We start from the raw sequence: 19,861 nt of genomic DNA, 5'->3' as shown, positions 1-19,861 counted from the left end.
CAAGGACCGCAGAAATATCACAATGTTGGGGAATCCAGGCCGGTGAAAAACGCATATGGCAATCGGTCTGGAGCTGAAAGCGTGCTCCATGGGAATGTCCTTTCTGTTCAAAAATGCATACTCCCTGTCAACGGAACTTTCCGAAGCTCGGGATAACTATTCCCTTGGCAAACTGGAAAAACGAATCCAGAAGGCAGATCTTCTGATACTGGACGAAATGGGGTATGTCAGTTTTGACCGCTACTAGCCAGAACTCCTGTTTAAGATCATTGCTGACAGGAGCGAGCGCGACAGCATTATAGTAACAACAAATCTGCCATTCTCTGAATGGATAACCTTTTTTGAGAACACAGCCATGGTAGCCGCTATGATCGACCGTCTGACTTTTCAGTCCTATGTGCTAGATATGAACGGAGAATCGTATCGGCTGACCAAAACCAAAGAAGCCAGGAAGTAAAGGTGACTCACTTTCTGGCCATCACTGGGTGGCTCAAAATCAAGTCAGCGAATGGCTCACTTTCTAGTTGACGAACATAATTTATCTTCTATGATATATCTTAACTATTGTTTCTGTATTTTATAAAAAAGTGTCCTATAATTGTTAGAAATTTTACAATATACAATTGCTTTAATCTCTGGATCAAATTTTTCTATATCATTTCTTATCGAATTTATAATTTCGTCTTTATGCGCCAAATTGGTTGTGGGTAAAATCAAATCAAATACTACATATTTCCCAGTTAACATTCTATAATTATTTATCTTTAGTTCAATGCCATATGTTTTTATTCTTTCAATAATCAATTCATAAAGTTGATCTGACCGAGTAATATCTTCAGTTGCTTTTTCTTCATGGACAGTACTAAAAAATCCTAATTTAGTATATATATCATATTGAATCTGCTGTGATAACGTATTTGTAACATCGTCATATTCTTTTACTAATATACTTAAATTAATAATCATATTATTTAGTCCATAATCGTGAATCATAATATCATAACAATTAATTACTATTGGATATTTGAATACAATCTGCCTAATTACCTCATACCTTCTTTTATCCGCTTTTCGACCAAGTATTCTTCCCAAAATATCAATGCAAATCTTTGCTCCACTTTTTATAACTAGAACAGCCACAATTATTCCTAAAAATCCATCAATATTCCATTTAAAATAATTTTGTGTTAGATAAGCAACTAAAACTGCCCCTGTTGACGCAGCATCACTTAATGAATCAACAGCAACAGCTTTCAATGATACTAATTCATACTTTTTACTAATCTTTGAATTAAACAAAAAAATATATATTTTTGTTAATATTGAAATTATTAGTAATAAAACTATTAAATTAGAATATTTTAAATCTTTTGGTTGAAACAAAAAACTCCATGACACTTTAAATAATTCTATCCCTATATACATTATACAAAACGATGAAAACAAGCCACATATCCATTCAATTCGTCCATGTCCAAATGGATGATGCTCTCCTGCACCAAAACCTGCCAATAGTATTCCGACGCAGGAAACTATAGTAGTTCCTATATCCGATAGGTTATTTATTCCATCACCTATTATTGTAATAGAATTAGCATACAATCCAGCAACAAATTTTATGGAGAACAAACATATATTTAGTATTATACCTATCAGGCTATACTTTATAACATAATATGTGTTACTCCTAGAAATACATTTTTTTTGTTGATTAAACATAAGTTTGTTCCTCGATAATTCTATAGTTATATGGATAGAAATCTTATGCGATGGATTCCTGTTATTGTTGCTACCAAACATGCAATAATATGGCTAATTAATACTGCCAGCCAGATTCCGCTTAATCCTAACGGAGTGAATGATGATAAAATAAATGCTAGTGGCATTCTAACAGCTATATAATAAATTATCATAAGTAGCATGCTTATAGATGGTTTTCCCATTCCATTTAAAGCCCCTAAATAAATATTTGTAATTGTGTTTAATACATATCCAAATCCAACAATCATAAAATACTGGGAAACAAGTTTTGATGCATTTGCACTATCAAGAAACAATCTGGATAACGGCCTTGCAGAAACCACAAATATAATTGATAAAACTGCCAATCCCAAAACGCCATAAATAATAGAACATTTTAGATAATTTCTTGCTCTGTCAACTCTCTTCCCACCTATACATTGACCTATAATTGCTGTGAGCACCATATTTAACCCCATTGCTGGGTATAAAAGAACAGTTTCTAACTTGCCTATAATTCCATATCCTGCGATGGCTGCAATGCTATATGAACTTACTAAAGCGGTCAAAAAAGTTGTACTTATTGCGGGAATACTCTGCTGGATGATTGAGGGAATAGCTTTTTTCACGATGTCTAATAGTACTTCTTTATCACATAATTTTATATATACTTTAAAATATTTTTTTCTAGAAATATATATAATCATAAAGAACAAACAAATAGTTTGTGACAATACTGTCGCTATAGCAGCCCCACGAAATCCTAATAAATTAATAAATATTGGATCTAGAATAGCATTTAATCCAGTTGATACTAAAATAGCTATCGCTTGAAACATAGAATTTCCAAAGCTCCTTAAAACAGCTGTAAAATATAAAAATAAATACACAGCTAAGTATCCCACTATATAAATACTTAAGTACTGATATGCCATTTCCAATATTTCTCTAGGTGTATTTAAAGATATAAGTATTTTTTTCAAAAAAATTTCCAAAATAATAGTTATACAAATTGCAAATAGTATTGAAATAACTAAAGAAGTTGAAATTACAGTATTTACTTTCTTTAAATCTTTTTTTCCCAACGCCTGTGAAATTGAAATCGTAATTGCATTCGTAGCTCCCATCCCTATTGATGTTAAAAGTAAAATAACGGGAGTAGAATTCGTTAATGCAGCATATGCAGACTCTCCTAGTAAATTTCCGATCCATAAACTATCTACAATGTTATATGCCATATTTAAGTACATAGCCAAGATCATAGGGATAGCCATAGCTGCAAAACTTTTTTTTGTATCTCCATTTATAAAATCAATTTTTGTATTCATACTGCCTCTCCTGTAATGAATGAAACTCATTCATTTTATAACTATAAATCATTATTTAAATAAAAGTTTAAATTTTTAAAATAAATTTTAAAAATGATTTTATTTTTTCCGTTTTTTCCGTTTCTAAAATATTTCTATCTAAAAGAATTCCCAGCTGACCATAAACACAAAATGAAGTAGCTGCAGCTACGTCTGGTATTTCTATTTGATTAGTGGCAACTGCATCTTGCAAATACTTCTTGACTACAGGAGATAACTTTTCACAAACGCGTAGTAAAAGCTGATCATGAAGCTTTCTATTATGTTCACCATGAAAAAGACTATAATGTACATCTGTGTCACATTCATAAGAAGTTGCTATTTTATTGATTACTTCGGATAAATTTTGTTCTTGTCCAGTAAATTCCTTCATCATATTTCCTATAAGAATGTCCGAATATTCTTCAAGTGCAGCGTCAAACAATTCCTCTTTAGAAGAAAAATACCTATAACATAGACCTTGCGCTATATCTATAGACTTCGCAATATCTGTTATAGAAGTTTTTTCATAACCTTTTTCAGAAAATACTTTTATAGCGGCATTTAATATTTCTTTTCTCCTTTCTTCTGGTTCTTTTGTTATCCTAATTTTAGCCATTTTTCCTCCTCTCCTTTTGAGCTATACAAAAGCATGATGTATTATTCAATTTTTTCCATGTTACTATTTTAAATTTTGTTCTTAGCATTGTCTCCATTTCTTTTTTAGAATATATTTTTACATCTCCCTCTTTACTGTGCTTCATGTAAATGTTCATTATTATACGTCCCAAATATGGTTGCCAGCAGTCGCAAATAATGAAGATTCCTTCTTTTTTTAAAACTCGGAAAACTTCTGATATTACATTATCCGGATTAGGATAGTGATGAAATGAATCATTACAATACACCACATCAAAAAACTCATTTGGATATGGTAGATTTTCGCTGTCACCAATTCTTAAATCTACAGCTTGTGGCAGTTTCTTCTTTGCGACTTCAATCATTTTCGGAGAAATATCAATTCCAGACGCCTTTTTTTTCTTATCACTAGCTAGAATAATTTTAATCATTTCACCAGTACCACATCCCAAATCCAAAAAATTACTATATGTAATTGAACTTAAATAATTTAGTATCTCTGGATACATTGTGCGTGCATGTCTGCCTTTTATATCATAATCATATGAATATGCCTGCTCATTAAAGGCCTCTTTAGAGTTCTCTTTTATTAATTGATCCTTCATAGTAATATAGTCTCCATTTTCACCATTAATTGCAAAGATTATACATTTCAGTATATACACTTACATTAATCTATGTTATCAGCTCAATTAAACATCCCCTCTTTCCTTTCTTTAATAGATATTTTTCTCTTTTGATGCGTATACTTAGAAATCTATCAATGTTTTATCATTATGTTGTTGGAATTTATAAAACATTGATAGATTTAAAATACGCATAGGTATTAACAATTACAAATATCATACTCCAATTTATGAGAATTGTCAATGAATAATCTTCATTCGATTAGCAAATGCCTTTTTATTGTCTCTTTTGATTTTTTAATTTTATATAATTCATGTTGAGAATACTCCATCTCTAACTGTCTTTGAATTCCCGTTCCTCCAACTAAAACAGGTACACTACTATATGTATTACCATTTAATACTGATAAGGTAATTTCTTTATTTGTATTATTGAAAATGCTTTCTATAATTTCAGCAGTAACATTGGCAATTCCAAACGTTGTAGCCTTTTTATAATTGGCAATATCCCACCCAACTTGTTTTACAGTATCCTCTATTCGAATTTTTAGCTTTTCAATCTCCTGGTTTTCTACTGCTATTTCATCAACTAATTTACCTCTAATCTTTGTGTTGCTCCAACTAATCACTTGGGAGTCACCATGTTCACCAACTACATACGTTGATACATCAGCTATGCTCACCTTAAATGTCTCTGCCAATTCTTTTTTTAATCGTAGTGTGTCTAAAAATGTGCCGGTTCCTATTACTCGTTCACATGGTAGTCCAGAGTACTTGTATACCAGATATGATACAAGATCGACAGGGTTTGTAACAACCAATACGATGCCATTAAATCCAGATGACATAATTTGGGGAATAACATCCTGCACTATGTTTTTCGATGTCTCAAACATATCCAATCTGGTTTGTCCTAACTTTAAAGGTGCTGCTGCTGTAAAAACGACCAAATCAACATCTCCAAATTCTGAATATTTCTTTTCTTCTATAAGAATATCTCGATTCATTAAAACAGCAGCATGCTGCAAGTCTAGCAATTGAGCATGTGAAAGTTTTTCATTCTTATCAGTAACAATCAACCTGCTACAAACATTCTTTAAAAGCACAGTATATGCAATAGTAGATCCTACATTTCCCATCCCGATAATTGCAACCTTTTTTTCCATATTATTTTGTCCTCTCAATATGCTCTGGTATCATTAATTTCTACCAGTAACTTTTTCCGATCTATTTTTCCATTAGCATTCCTTGGAAGTTCATTTACTATATAGAACATATATGGAATAAATTCTCTTCCCAAAGATTTTGATACCATTGCTTTAAGTTCTTTTATATCGCATTCACTAATGTATTTTTCTTCCTCAATATACGCAACTATTTTTGTTGGTTCATCTTTAGAAAGCTTTCCAGAAATTACAGCCTCCTTTACTTTAGGATGCTTGTTTAAAATATTAGCAATTTTATTTGAGTCAACCCAACTGCCATTTATTTTAAAACTATCAGAAACTCTTCCCATATACCAGTAAAAATTCTCCGAATCTATTTTTACTAAATCTCCTGTTTTTAGCCAAACATGCTCGTTTTCAATAAATACTTCATTCGAATCAATAATATCAGTACTTAAACTATTGCCCGAAACACTTAACTCCCCAATTTTATCTGGGCCTAAAATTTTTTTGCCATTTTCGTCTCTAATTTCTACGTTATATCCTTTTAATACTTTTCCCAAACTTCCTGCTTTATTCTCGCATAGAGTGTTTGAAATATATAAATATAAGAGTTCTGTACTGCCTATACCCTGCAGAATTGTTTTCTTAAATATAAATTCCCATTCAGTTATTATCTTTGGAGGCATAAGCTCTCCAGCTGATAGAAATACTCTAACTGAACTGAAATCTAAATCACTGATCTTCGCCATTCTGATTAAATTTTTATATATAATCGGGACTGCAAAAAAAAGCGTCGGTTTCTTTTCCTGAACTGTTCTAACAATTTCAAAAACATCACCATTAGTATTAACAATAGTAGAAGCGCCAAAAGCAAATGGAATGAAAATCGAACTTACAATACCGTAAGCAAAGGCTAAACTTGATTGCGAATAAAATACATCTGATTCCTGAACATGCATTATATTTTCATCAGACCTTTTAATACATGTTAATACGTCATCAAAGCTATGTGAGATTAGTTTTGGCTTTCCACTACTTCCGGATGAAAAAATCGAAAAGACTTTTGTTTCATATGCCCAGAATTCTGCTGAAGTCTTCTCATAGTTTAATGTTAAATTATCTATATGAATAAATCTTATATCATTATTCTTATTGTAATCACATATAACTAGCTTTATTTTTTCACGTTCCAGCGTGTCCATAATATTTTCAATATTATGATTTCTGTTCAAAATGATAGGATGTATCCCCACTTTGATTGCCCCTAAAAATAGAAATATACTTTGGGGCTGATCTTTAATATGTATAATTATTTTACTACCTAAGGATAACCTTGTTCTTAAATATTCTCCATATGTATCCACTTGGTAATATATTTCTCTATATGTATATTCTGTATTTCCATAATATAAAGCAACTTTACTAGAATCCTTTTTGTTTTCTAAAAGATATTTACATAGATTTTTTTCAATTACTTTCATACTTATATCCATTCCTTTCGCTTCGCTCAGGCACAAAACGTTATGAAAACAGTTTTCTGCCCAGCTTTTTTTCTTTATAATTCTTTTTGTAGGGAGCTCGGTATACTACAAATCACGGGGAGGTGAGTGGGTTGTTCCACTTTGGGAATGACCGAATACTTATATGTGTAGTTCGCCTTTTCAAGCACAAATAAGTGTGACACCAAGCACGTAATCTTATCTTTGTATAAACTACTTCGTTTATGGCTTAGGCGTTCAGTCAATGCCGTCTCTCCCTATAATCTTTAGTGAACCTTTTGGTTCTGAAAGGAGTCCCTATGGCTTTAAAAATCGTGTACAAAATTTGTTGTGGCATCGATGTCCACAAAAACTTTGTAGTGGCTTGTATTGCTAAAACTGATAAGCAAGGCATTACCACCTATGAGCGCCATCACTTTTCAACCTACACGAAAGGGCTGAAACAGTTGCTCAAATGGCTGCTCGACCGTAATTGCAAGGATGTCTGTATGGAATCTACAGGTAAATATTGGATTCCCGTTTACAACGTCTTAGAACATGACTGTTCCATCGTCCTTGCTCATCCCAAATATGTTAAGGCTATCCGTGGTAAAAAAACTGACAAGAAAGATGCGAAATGGATTGCTGACCTGTTTAAGCATGATCTTGTTGCCGGTAGCTTTATGCCTCCTGCTGACATTCGACAGCTCCGTGACCTTATGCGTTACCGTTTCAAACTGACCTGCTTTAAATCCAGTGAAAAGAACCGATACCAGAACTGTCTCACGGTTTCCAACATTCAGTTGGCAAGCGTTGTCTCGGACACTTTTGGCAAAAGTTCTCAAAAGATTATTGCTAAAATCCTTGAAAATCCTGATAATACTTCTTTTGATATTGAATCTTTAATCCATGGTTCCATGAAAGATAAACTTCCTGAACTGGAACTCGCCATTGACGGATATATTACTCCGGAACAGGCTGCTAAATTAAAGATCATTAAAGAACATTTTGATAACCTTGAATCCCGGAAAGCAGAGTTAGAAGAACTCATTCTTGCGCTCGCCAATCCCTATCAGCAGGAAATTTCCATTATCCTAACCGCTCCAGGTTTTAAGAACACCTTTACTGCTATCGGTATCATCTCCGAAATCGGAACAAACATGGAGGCTTTTCCTTCGGCGAAACACTTATGTTCATGGGCTGGTCTTACTCCAACCAACAACGAAAGTGCAGGGAAGAAAAAATCTGTCCGGGTTTCCAAGGCCGGATGCTATATCAAACCTCTTCTTGTACAGTGTGCAAACGCTGCGATCAAGAGCAAAAAGCATCCTGAAATTCGTGACCGCTACCTCCGTATCAAAAAGCGTCGCGGTCATAAGAAGGCAATCATTGCTATTGCAAGAATGCTTCTTACAGCATTATACCACATGCTCAAAAATGGTGAGAATTATAATTCAGATTTATACCAAAAATCTGATATTCTTCCGACAACCCGTGAAATCACGGTTGAGCAGGCTATTTTAATGGCTCAGTTTCAAGGTTACCGCATCAAGTCAGCAACGGAATAACCTATAACTTTGTCTACATATTCAATTTTCAAAGCAGCCACCGTAAGATGGCTTTATTGTAATGCGATTAAGGTAATGGATAACCTCTACTTTTCATTTTCAATCTTAATTCTCCTGGATATGTACTCATCTAAGATCTTAAAAGACATATTATCAAGTTCTGATAGTTTTACTTCTATACCGTATTCTTCTTGAATTGATAGAAGCAAATCCACTTTTTCAAGCGAGGTAAGATTCAAATCCAGAATTGTTTCTTGCGACATTTCTTCTTCAAATCCCATATCTCTAAATTTTTCTTGTAAAAAATCTCCTACTTTCATAATATATTTAAATCATCCTTTCCCACTCTATATAACATGGCTGCACTAGTATATCCGGCGCCTATACCGCACAAAACAATATAGTCTCCTGTTTTAATTTTCCTGGATTTTTTTGCATCGTATAATGCAAATATTGGACTACATTCACCAGTATATCCGTATTTATCTCCAACATATGTGTAGTGTTCGCTAGAAAGATGTAATTTCTGTATAGTACTCTTTATATGATACAAAGAAAATTGTGAAAAAATATATTGCGATATTTCTTCAGGAGTCAATTTATTTTTTGCAAATAAATTTTCTAATTGTTTGGACCATATTTCAGGTATAAAAGATATATCTAGTCCTTGATCCATTCCCAATTTTAAATCTTCATCATGTCTTTTTTCATTCCTCAAGATTTCTGAGAATCCACTAGCCGGAATAACATCCATCTCCATATAAGAGCTATCTGTTACATAGTTAGTATCTATAATACCGTATGAACTTTCTGCCTTTTTCAAAACGATAGCAGAAACACCATCGGAAAAAGTGCAATATGAAATTGGATTTTCAGAAGTAAAAACATAGCTTCCCATAAATGCACAAATTACTAAAGCATTATTTATGGTTGTATTTTCTTTCATATAACTACTTACTTGATCTAGCGAAATAATTCCTGCTGCACAATTGGCATTCATATCAAATGCTACCTTCACATTTTTGGCTTGCAAAATATTAGTTATTCTAAGTGCATTTGTTGGTGATAAATATTCCGGAGTATCCGTAGCTACAACGATCATATCTAAATCATTAATATTAATCCCAGCTGCTTTTATAGATTCTTTTGAAGCATTTTCCATCAATTTATAATATTCATCACTATTGTTTCCAGTAAACCGTCCATTTTTACCCAATATTTTCATCAAACTTTTTATTCTTATTTTTTTATCTTGGTAATACTTTCGTAAACTATCGTAATCTACTTTTCCATAACTTGGATAATCAATACCTATTCCTGAAATTTCAATATTTTTATTCATGTCTCTCCTTTCATGCCCCCTAAACTAATAGGGGGCAGAATTCTTATAAACACCTATATCACCTGATTGAGGTTATTAATCCATTCAGAAGCTACAGGTTCTTGGATAATTTGATTATGATTTACTGGATACATTAACATTTGATTGTTCGGGAAAAGTGTATTCCATACTTCTAAGTCCATATTAATATAAGACTTTTCAGCTTTGACTAATACAACAGGTATGTCATAGCTTTCATTTCCCATTTTATACTTACTTTGTGCACTCGAAAGTGTTCGGAACAGATTAAAATGCTTAATGCATTCTACAGGGTCTGCTTCTTGCAATACGAAACTCAAATCGCCAAAACCATTTATAAATCGTTCATAAGAATGCGTGTTCTTTTTAAAATAGCCAATTACCATTTTCCAAAGCTCTTCTGTATTAGGTGCTGAATCTACTTCAATTGAAGGCGAAATATATTGTTTCACAATTTCTTTTTCTTCATTTAATGTAAACTCCAATGGCATATCAAATACAGCATCCGGTTGAAGAGAATCAATTATAGCTAGGTATTTTACTTTACGATAAGCTCTCAATTGCTTATAAACCTCTAGAACCCAAAGACCACCAAAGCTCCAGCCCCCTAATATAACTTCATCTTTATCATCCGTTAACTCTACTATTTCATCTACATATATTTTTGATAATGCTTCAAGCGTCACATTCATTGCACTTAATCCATTAAACCAATTATCTTTAACACCATACAAACAGTATTCATCTTTTACAAATTTAGCTAAAGGATAATACTGATCAATAGCTCCTTGTACCTCGCTAAAAAGGAAAAACTTTTTATGCGTATTTGATCCTTGTTTAATCATCTCAATATTATTGTTCATTTCATGTTTCTCTTTCACCTCATTTCTCTTATTTTCAATGGTTTCTACAACATCTGAAATCTTTGAATTTTCGAAAATCTCAAACCCAATTTTTACTTTAAATATTTTTTCTACTTTTGCGACAAATTCTGTCGCTCTCAGAGAGTCACCTCCAATTTCAAAAAAATCATCTGAAATCTGCACTCCTGAAACCTGTAATACATCTTCCACTATATTGCATACTTTTCTTTCAGTATCAGTCTTTGCAATCACCCCATTTTCTTTTCTATTAACTTTAATATTGAATTTAGGCAATTTATTTCGATCTATTTTCCCATTACTATTAAGATAAAAACAATCTATTTTCATAAAATATTTAGGGATCATGTAATCAGGCAGAATTCCTTTTAACGATGTCTTCAGTTCCACCTCATTCACTTCGCTATTCGCTGTATAATAGGCAATTAAAACATCTCCAAACTGATCAGTCTGCACTTTTACAACACAGTTTTCAATATCATAATTTGAAGTTAGTGCGTTTTCAATTTCTTGTAATTCAATCCGATATCCATTTATTTTCACTTGATAGTCTTTTCTACCTAAAAATTCAATATATCCTTCCTGATGCATAATACCAAAGTCACCTGTGCGATAAACTCTTCCATACCTTGGATATGTAATAAACGCTTGATTTGTTTTTTCTTCATCGTTACAATATCCCTTTGCTACACCCATACCTCCAATACAAATTTCACCTTTCACTCCAACTGGGAGCACATGCCCTTTTGTATCCATAATATAAACTTTTTGATTAGCTAAAGGATATCCATATGGAATACTTTTCCACTTTTTATCAACATCATCTACAGGATAATATATTGACCAGATGCTGGCTTCTGTTGCACCACCTAGGCTTACTATATTAGCATTTGGTGCATATGATTTGATTTTTGATGGGAGATCTTTTGGAATCCAGTCACCACTAAGCATCACCACGCGTAAATCGCTATTTACCAATTGACTATTATCTGATTTATCTTTTAGATCTTGATTTACAGGTAACATAGCTAATTCGCTGTTATCTTTCTTTATTCCGCATTCAACTGTATGTATCCACATTTGGCTTTTTTTCATTTTAAATTTCTTAGCTATTTTGGAAAAGTTCATATCACCTATTGAACAAGTTCCTAAATTTAAGTATTGGCAGATTTGCGTGAATAGTGCTGTCATAATACCCGTATCAATAAATCCATATTCGTACCCCGCTCCACCATACCTGGGCATTGTAACTGCAGCATTATAAACAAAAAATAGTGAAAATGCTGATGAATTAAAAATGGATTTATTAGTAAAATAATGGGCATCGGAAGAGATAACTTCACCATCTTCTACTACGATTAATCCATTATTCACTGGATTGTAATAGTATAATCCAGGATTTACACTTTCAATTCGATCCTTTTTAATATAAACATATAGATCAATTGGATATAAACCTCCAGCACTGGAGTAGTTATATTTTACCTTTCCCTCTGTATTTCTTTGTGCAAATACTGATAATGCCGCTGAAAATATACTAAATGGAATCTTTTTCTTTTGATTAAATTCTCTACAGCTTTCCCTATCATTTATTACATCCGGATATTTGATATTATTTAGCAGCTTAATTCTCTCTCCTCTGTAATCCAACTGCCGACGCATCTGCATTTTTTTAAACTCTTTATATGACTCTGCATCGTAAATGAGGGTTTCTCCAAATGTATGTTGATATAATTTGTCCTGTGTTTCAAATAATTCTTCTGGGGACAAAATAGAGTCTATTAGAATGTGCTCTTCCAGCAAATTTTCTATGGACTTCTGCAGATCTTTTTGCGGCAAATCAGAAAAATGATCTAAAATTTCATCTTTGCTTCTTCCATCCTGCACATAAAAATATAATTCCGGTAAAAATTTCGCCATAAAGGAATCTTCAACTACTTTATTATTTATAAATAAAGCGTTATTACTAATTTTCCAAACTGCTGCTGGAGACCAGTACAATTTTTTATCATGCAGTTCATAATCTTCTGCTTCCATATCCCAAGCATAATCATTTTCTCCAGATGTCTTTATATAGCGAATTCCCATTTCCATAATTGCAGGAACTGAATTCCACACGGTAACCTTATTTTTTTCAACAGTTTTAATGACATCCTGCATATTGCGCTGATCTTTGATTACAACCATACTCGCTCCTGCTTCAAAAGCGCCAAAAATGTCATAGACAGAAAGATCAAAGCATAGTGATGAAATTCCTGCTATTCTATCATTTGAAGTAATACCAAATTTTTTATTAATATTCAAAATAGTATTAACTGCGGCAGAATTTGAAATCATTACTCCTTTGGGTTTTCCAGTACTACCTGAAGTATAGATAATATATGCGAGGGAGGTTTCATCAAATTTCTCGATTTCATACTGGCATGCGTACTTTGTCCACTCATTTTCATTTTTTGTATCTAATAAATACTTGTATTCACTATTTTTCCTTATGAATTCCCTTCTTTCTTTAGGAACTTCAGGATCGAGAGGTACATATGCGGCTCCAAGTTTAAGAATACCTAAAACACCTACAATAGTATTAAAATCCCTGTATCCTAAAATAGCAACTTTGTCACCTTTTTCTATTTCTTTTTCTTTTAAGTAATTGGCCATCTGATTAGACATCTGGTCTAATCCTCCATATGTAATCATGTCATCATTATCAATAACGGCAATATTATCAGGATATTTGCGTACCGATTCAGTGAATAATTCAATTAAGCTCTTATCTGATATTGTTGTTTCAGTCATATTATATTTTTTAAGTAAGTTGATATCAGAGGTATTTAGCTGCTCTTCAAAAAGGACGTTACCATCAATTATGTTATTAACATTGCTTATATATTGCTCAAACATTTTTTCAATAACATCCTTATCGAACAAATCTGACACGTAATCCCATGTGAGATTTAGATTGCCATCCATATCATTTGCCTGATGGTCCAAAAATACCTGTGTTGTTTGTGTGGATGTATATACTTGTTTTCCAATTGTGTGATTTGAATCCTTGTGTTCTCCAAAAAGCATACTTGTAAACACTATTGGCATCACAGGTTGATTAACCATTCCCTTTTTTCTTGCGAGATCTCTAATAACCTGAATTCCTTCATACAATTTATGTTCCATAGCCTCTGCTAAGGTTCTTTGTATATTAGAACACAGTTCTGAATAATTATCTGTTTCACTGCAATCAATGTCTAACAATAATACAGATGTAAAATCTCCCACTAATTTATCAACATCTCTATGAAATGGATATCTGTTAAACAATGTCAAATTTAATGCAATTTTCTTTTGGTTGCACCAGTCGCTTAATACTTTTGAATACGCAGCGCATAATACAACTGAAACTGTCGTCCTGTTCTTCATAGCAAAATTCTTTATTTTTTCATATTTCTCTTTGCTTATAACAGTACTTAATCGCTTAAATGTCCATTTTTTTTCTTGTAGTCCTTCTTTTATAATAGGGAGCATTGGTGCTTCTGGGAAAATATCTATTTTTTCTTGCCAATACCTTTTATCTTCATCATATTTATCTTGCGTCCTCATCAGTGAATATGTCTCCATATAGTCTCGGAATGTAATCTCTGTATTCTGAATTGTTGCATTTGGATGAAAATAAAAGTCTAAAATATCATTTGTAATAATCTGTATACTTGTCCCATCCGCAATTAGCTGATCGAACTCAACAAATAAATAGCTTTTTCCCTTTCCTAAATAAAATGCTTCAAAATTAAATAGCGGCCATTTTTCCGTATCAAATACATGAGAGGATAGGTTTTCACGTTTTTTGACAATTTTATCCTGTTGCTCTATTTCTGACAAATCCGAAATATCCTCAATAAAAATACTATATTCAGGTACATCTTTTAAAATTATTTGTTTACCTGTTTTATAAACAATTGCTCGAAGCATTCCATGGCGTAAGATCGTTTTGTTTAAAGCAACATTGAATTTCTTCATATCAAGCTCTGTAATAAGTTCCGTGTACATATGCGTTGAAACACCGCCGGATTTTAAAGCTGTATTCCTACCTACTAAATAGGCCATTTGAATATCCGTTAATTCAAATTCCTCATACTCTTTATTCTGATCAACGCAAAGCTCCGGATATTGCGTGAGACTTCCAGTTTTTTTTGAATTAATAACGAGGGCATTCTGCAAAACTGTAGGATTTTGAATAAATTCACTATACGAAAGTTTTACATTCATTTCCTTTTCGATTAATGCAAGAAGTTTAATCATAGTAATTGAATGTCCACCTAACATATAGAAGTCTTCATCGACTGAGAACTCCTCAATCCCTAATGCTTGCTTCCATAACTCATATACTTTTTCTTCAGTTTCATTTTTAGGCTTGATATAAACTTGTGGTTTGCTACAACCATTTTTAGAAAGATCTAGTAACACTTTCGTATTAATCTTCCCATTTCCGGTAAGAGGTATACTATCTACAGTTATTATTTGATCCGGTATCATATATTTAGGAAGATACTTAGAAAGGTTTTCTTTAATATATTTCTCTTGCACTTCGGCAGAAGTTTCGACATATGCGTTTAAAAATTTACTACCATCTTTACCCTCTTTAACTAAAACAACTGCTTTTTTAATGCAATCTATAAGCATTAATTTACTCTGAATTTCGCCCAGTTCTATCCTATATCCTCCAATCTTAACCTGAGAGTCTCTTCTTCCCATAAATTTGATATAACCATCTCGAACTAATACGCCATAATCTCCTGTTCTATACAGATAGCCTAGCTCGTGTGAAATAAATGCTTCCGCTGTTAATTTAGATTCATTCACGTATCCAGCCGCAACACCTCGACCTCCGATATATATTTCTCCGATGACTCCAACTGGACAAATCCTCTTCTTACTATCCAATATATACATTTTTTGATTTCTAAGTGGACAACCATATGGAATACTCTCCCACTCTTTCTTTACTTTATCCACTTTATAATATATTGACCAAATACTTGCTTCTGTTGCTCCGCCAAGACTGATAATCTCAGTTTTTCCAAATGTCTTGCGAATTTTATCAGGCAAGTCTGTAGGTATCCAATCTCCACTCAAAAGAACCAGTCTAAGATTGTTATTTGTTGGCTTCATATTTGAAACAACCAATTCCATTATGGCTGGAACTGAATTATATACTGTTATATTCTCTTTTTTTATCACGCTACAAATTTCATTAATATCCTTAGAATCTTCCACTTGGACAAGTGAAGCGCCTGCCATATGTGTACCAAATAAATCATATATTGATAAATCAAAGCAGAGTGATGAAACACCAAGAATCTTGTCTTCTTCTGATATATTAAATCTATTATTAATATCAAAGATGGTATTATAAGCTGCTGCGTGTGTGATTTCAACACCTTTAGGCATACCTGTACTTCCTGATGTAAAAATAATATAGGCTAGATCTGTAGGCAAACTCGAAACTTTCAAATCTTCATCACTAAGCGTTTCCCAGATTTTTTTCTCGGGATAGCTCTCTACCAAAAGTTTTGAATTGCATTTATTAGTTATGTATTTAATACGCTCTTCTGGGTAGCTTGAGTCTATAGGCACATAAGTTGCTCCAACTTTCAAAACTCCATATATAATGGCAATTGTCTCTATTCTTGGTTTCACAAGAACACATACCACATCTTTTCTTCTAATACCCTGAGTACATAGATAGTGTCCAACTTTATTGGATAATTTGTTAAGTTGCTCGTAAGTTATAGATTCAGTGCCATTTATAATAGCTATATTATTAGGTATCAGTCGAGCGTTTGTATATAAGGATTCATATAATAACCCTTGAGGAATATAGTCTTCTGTAGAATTATACTGTTCGATAAATTCCTTGTCATCTTTAGGCATTTCCATTTTAATTTTTTTCTTTCCATCGATAACATCAAAAAGCAGTTTTATATAGCAGGTAAACATATCCTCAATTGCGGTTGCATCAAATAGTTCTTTAACATAATCCCAGCTCATTTTTAGCTGATTATTATCATCACTTGCTTGGAAGTCGAGGAATACTTGTGAGGTCTGGCTTCTTTCATATTTTGTTTTTCCAATTGCGTCAACATAGTTTTCCTGGTGATTACTTTCATCAAAAATCATACTTGTAAAAACAATAGGCATGATTGCCATATTTTCTTGATGCCTGTGCTTTGCGATTTCTCTAATAAATTCAACACCATTGTAGTCTCTATATTCCAACGCCTCCATCAAAACCTCTTGAGTTCTTGCACATTCTTCCCAGAAGTCATCAGACCCTTCAAAATTCACATCCAGTAACATCGTGGATGTAAAATCTCCTATTAGTTTATTTACATCTGGGTGAAATTTCTTTCTATTAAATACTGTTAGATTAATCGCAAAATGCGATTGATTACTCCAAAATTCCAATACTTTTGAAAACGCTGTACATAGAACGGATGAAACCGTCACATTATGTGCTCTAGCAGCAACCCGTAATTTTTCTAACTCTGTTTCATTAAAGATTTTTTCGACTCGCTCAAAATGAGGTGTATGAACGTCTTTCACCTTAGTTACATAATTAAGAGCCGGTGCACTTGGAAATTCATCAATTTTATCCAGCCAGTATTTTTTCGCACTCTTATATTCATCAGTTTTTTTGAATTCTTCCAGTGCTAACATATAATCTCTAAATGTATAGTTTAACTGTGGCAATACTAGTGATGGATTATTATAAAATTCCATAATTTCATTTACCAAGATTCGCATGCTCATACCATCACCAATAAGCAAATCTAATTCTACAAATAAATAGTTTGTATTATGGGGCGTCTTAAAGGCTTTAAAGGAGAATAATGGCCATTCATTCGGTTTGAAAACATGATGTGATGAGTGTTCTCGTTCCATCAAAACTTTCTCTTGAAACTGCTCTTCCGTCATGCCAGAGTAATCAAGCACCTCTATCTGATATTCTTCAGTATTTTTTAATATTTTCTGCATACCATTAGGTAAAATAATCGAACGTAGAACAGGATGTCGATCAATAACTTTTTGCAGACTTTGATTAAATAGTTCTATATTTAATGTTGATTCTATTTCTCCATACGCATGTGTAGAAGTTCCGCCAAGCTCAAATGCTTCATCTCTCCCCATAAAATATGCTAACTGTACATCACTAATTGGAAATGGATCGTATAAATGTTCTTTATCGCTTGCCTTATACACCTCTTTATGCTCTACCGTGCTTATAGTTGATTCATTTAATATTTCTGCTAATTCATGAATATTGTTTGCTTTTAGAAATTCTTTGAATTTCAACTGAATTCCAAGTTCCTTTTCTATTTCCCCGACAAGATTTACCATTGAAATTGAATTTAAACCTAATTCAAAGAAATTATCATTAGCACTTATATCCACTTTTGTCGGAAATACATTTTTGAGTAATTGAATCAGTCTTGTTTCTAATGAAACATTTTTCTCTGCAGTATTTGTCACCAATTTATTTTGAGATATCCTTTGTGTTTTCAGTGCATTTCTATCTACCTTTCCATTTAGAGTTAATGGTATACTATCTATTTTTACAAATTCGGTAGGTATCATATAGGTAGGTAAATATGTCTGCATATATTTTTTTAAATCAGGCAGAAATTTTTCCTCCATTACATAAAAGGCACACAAGATATCACTATTAGCTTCATTTTTTATAATTGAAACGGCAGCGTCAGTCATGCTAGGAAATTTCTTCATAACAGATTCTATTTCTCCTAGTTCTATTCGATATCCATGAAGTTTGACCTGGCTATCTTTTCGCCCTAAAAACCGAATGTAGTTCTCACGTGTCATTACACCGTAATCACCTGTCCTATATAATCTCCCCAATTTACTATGCTCGACAAATGCTTTCTCTGTTTTAATCTGATCATTAATATACCCTTTCGCTACTCCTTGCCCACCTATATATATTTCTCCTTCTATCCCATACGAACATAATTTTTGTTCGTAATTTAAAATATAAATTTTTTGATTAGCTAAAGGATATCCATAGGGAATACTGTTCCAAGTGTCATTTACCTTATCTATTGGAAAGTAAATGGACCATATAGAAGCCTCTGTAGCTCCACCAAGACTTATTACTTTACAGTTTGGAAATTTCATTTTTATTTTATCTGGTAGCTTTAGTGAGATCCAATCTCCACTTAATAAAGAAAGTCTTACTGAATTGTTTTTATAGCTTTCTTTACTATTATTTACATATAATTCCATTGTAGAAGGAATAGAATTAATAATCGTAATACTTTCTTTTTCAATCAAAGCCAGAATATCTGACACATCTCTCGGATCTTCAATCTGCACTAATGTAGCACCTGTTGCGAAGGTTACAAAAATATCAAAAACAGACAGGTCAAAACACATAGAAGATACTCCTAGTATTTTATCTTTTTCAGTAATATTGAATTTTTCAATCACATCCAAAATTGTATTAACTACTGCCTTATTTGAAATTTCTACCCCCTTAGGGTGCCCTGTACTTCCAGAAGTATAGATTACATATGCCGTTGGCTCGAACTTATCAGTTTTTACCAATTCGCTTGTGGTTTCATAAATCTTTGGTAATGCATTATCTTCCAGCAGTGCTTTACATTTACTATTACTTACAATAAATGTTTTTCTTTCTTCAGGGAATTCCGGTTCTATAGGAACATATGCCGCTCCTGCCATTAAGGTACCAATAATATTAATTAATGTCGAAATTTTTCTTGAAGCAATAATTCCTATTTTATCTCCTGATCGTATACCTTTAGCGTTTAAACTATCAGCAACTTTTACAGCCATTTTGTGCAGCTTCTCATATGAAATCTCTTCATTTCCATTTTTGATTGCGATATTATTGGGATATTTTTTTACGGTCTTGTTAAAAAGATCAATCAATGTATAATTTTCAAAAGTTTTGTCTGTGGCATTATACTTTGCATAGATTTCTTCTACACTAGATTCCCTGTTCATTTTATCAAATAAATTATAACCCATAGT

At 32.7% G+C, this 19,861-nt stretch carries 10 protein-coding genes and 1 pseudogene; 2 read left to right on the top strand and 9 right to left on the bottom strand.

Going from position 1 to position 19,861, the window contains the following annotated elements; translation table 11 throughout:
• Window positions 1–55 precede the first annotated feature (55 nt).
• Window positions 56–457, top strand: a pseudogene (locus WKT17_RS08060) (ATP-binding protein).
• Window positions 458–561: 104 nt separating this feature from the next.
• On the opposite strand, the gene WKT17_RS08055 reads toward WKT17_RS08060, so the two are convergent.
• From WKT17_RS08055 to WKT17_RS08030, 6 genes are all read right to left on the bottom strand, one after another.
• Window positions 562–1,719, bottom strand: a complete 1,158-nt coding sequence (locus tag WKT17_RS08055) for a cation diffusion facilitator family transporter (protein WP_270475782.1) — start codon at window positions 1,717–1,719, stop codon at window positions 562–564.
• Between the two features lie 26 nt (window positions 1,720–1,745).
• Window positions 1,746–3,068 (bottom strand): MATE family efflux transporter, encoded by a 1,323-nt coding sequence (locus WKT17_RS08050; protein ID WP_270475783.1) that lies wholly within the window; start codon window positions 3,066–3,068, stop codon window positions 1,746–1,748.
• A 67-nt stretch (window positions 3,069–3,135) separates the two neighbouring features.
• On the bottom strand, window positions 3,136–3,705 hold the full coding sequence (locus WKT17_RS08045; RefSeq protein ID WP_270475784.1) for a TetR/AcrR family transcriptional regulator: 570 nt from the start codon (window positions 3,703–3,705) through the stop codon (window positions 3,136–3,138).
• Window positions 3,698–4,330: a class I SAM-dependent methyltransferase gene (locus WKT17_RS08040; RefSeq protein ID WP_270475785.1), complete on the bottom strand. Its 633-nt coding sequence runs from the start codon at window positions 4,328–4,330 to the stop codon at window positions 3,698–3,700. The genes WKT17_RS08045 and WKT17_RS08040 overlap by 8 nt, the downstream gene beginning before the upstream one ends.
• Window positions 4,331–4,605: 275 nt before the next feature.
• Entirely contained in the window at window positions 4,606–5,517 is a 912-nt protein-coding gene (locus tag WKT17_RS08035) for a lactate/malate family dehydrogenase (RefSeq protein WP_340272317.1), read from the bottom strand.
• A gap of 14 nt (window positions 5,518–5,531) precedes the next feature.
• Window positions 5,532–7,001 (bottom strand): AMP-binding protein, encoded by a 1,470-nt coding sequence (locus WKT17_RS08030; RefSeq protein WP_340272315.1) that lies wholly within the window; start codon window positions 6,999–7,001, stop codon window positions 5,532–5,534.
• Window positions 7,002–7,318: 317 nt separating this feature from the next.
• Between WKT17_RS08030 and WKT17_RS08025 the strand changes: the two genes are divergently transcribed.
• Window positions 7,319–8,566, top strand: coding sequence for an IS110 family transposase (locus tag WKT17_RS08025; RefSeq protein WP_118623116.1), 1,248 nt, complete (start codon window positions 7,319–7,321; stop codon window positions 8,564–8,566).
• 86 nt (window positions 8,567–8,652) lie between these two features.
• Here WKT17_RS08025 and WKT17_RS08020 read toward each other — a convergent pair whose 3' ends face one another.
• The 3 genes from WKT17_RS08020 to WKT17_RS08010 are packed head-to-tail and all read right to left on the bottom strand — an operon-like array spanning window position 8,653 to window position 19,858.
• A complete protein-coding gene (locus WKT17_RS08020; protein WP_340272312.1) occupies window positions 8,653–8,886 on the bottom strand; it encodes an acyl carrier protein in 234 nt (77 codons plus the stop codon).
• A complete protein-coding gene (locus WKT17_RS08015) occupies window positions 8,883–9,908 on the bottom strand; it encodes a 3-oxoacyl-[acyl-carrier-protein] synthase III C-terminal domain-containing protein (protein ID WP_270475789.1) in 1,026 nt (341 codons plus the stop codon). The genes WKT17_RS08020 and WKT17_RS08015 overlap by 4 nt, the downstream gene beginning before the upstream one ends.
• A 53-nt stretch (window positions 9,909–9,961) precedes the next feature.
• Window positions 9,962–19,858, bottom strand: coding sequence for an amino acid adenylation domain-containing protein (locus tag WKT17_RS08010; RefSeq protein WP_340272310.1), 9,897 nt, complete (start codon window positions 19,856–19,858; stop codon window positions 9,962–9,964).
• Window positions 19,859–19,861: the final 3 nt, after the last annotated feature.

Source organism: Blautia sp. HCN-20427 (assembly GCF_037890365.1).
In the GTDB taxonomy this organism is placed as follows: domain Bacteria; phylum Bacillota; class Clostridia; order Lachnospirales; family Lachnospiraceae; genus Blautia.
Note: the sequence above shows the minus strand (reverse complement) of the source record. Positions and strands in the feature narration are given on the sequence as shown.

Bases quoted from the DNA above. Each gene is read 5' to 3' on its own strand.
- WKT17_RS08055 (WP_270475782.1), bottom strand. From the start codon at position 1,719: ATGTTTAATCAACAAAAAAAATGTATTTCTAGGAGTAACACATATTAT.
- WKT17_RS08050 (WP_270475783.1), bottom strand. From the start codon at position 3,068: ATGAATACAAAAATTGATTTTATAAATGGAGATACAAAAAAAAGTTTT.
- WKT17_RS08045 (WP_270475784.1), bottom strand. From the start codon at position 3,705: ATGGCTAAAATTAGGATAACAAAAGAACCAGAAGAAAGGAGAAAAGAA.
- WKT17_RS08040 (WP_270475785.1), bottom strand. From the start codon at position 4,330: ATGAAGGATCAATTAATAAAAGAGAACTCTAAAGAGGCCTTTAATGAG.
- WKT17_RS08035 (WP_340272317.1), bottom strand. From the start codon at position 5,517: ATGGAAAAAAAGGTTGCAATTATCGGGATGGGAAATGTAGGATCTACT.
- WKT17_RS08030 (WP_340272315.1), bottom strand. From the start codon at position 7,001: ATGAAAGTAATTGAAAAAAATCTATGTAAATATCTTTTAGAAAACAAA.
- WKT17_RS08025 (WP_118623116.1), top strand. From the start codon at position 7,319: ATGGCTTTAAAAATCGTGTACAAAATTTGTTGTGGCATCGATGTCCAC.
- WKT17_RS08020 (WP_340272312.1), bottom strand. From the start codon at position 8,886: ATGAAAGTAGGAGATTTTTTACAAGAAAAATTTAGAGATATGGGATTT.
- WKT17_RS08015 (WP_270475789.1), bottom strand. From the start codon at position 9,908: ATGAATAAAAATATTGAAATTTCAGGAATAGGTATTGATTATCCAAGT.
- WKT17_RS08010 (WP_340272310.1), bottom strand. From the start codon at position 19,858: ATGGGTTATAATTTATTTGATAAAATGAACAGGGAATCTAGTGTAGAA.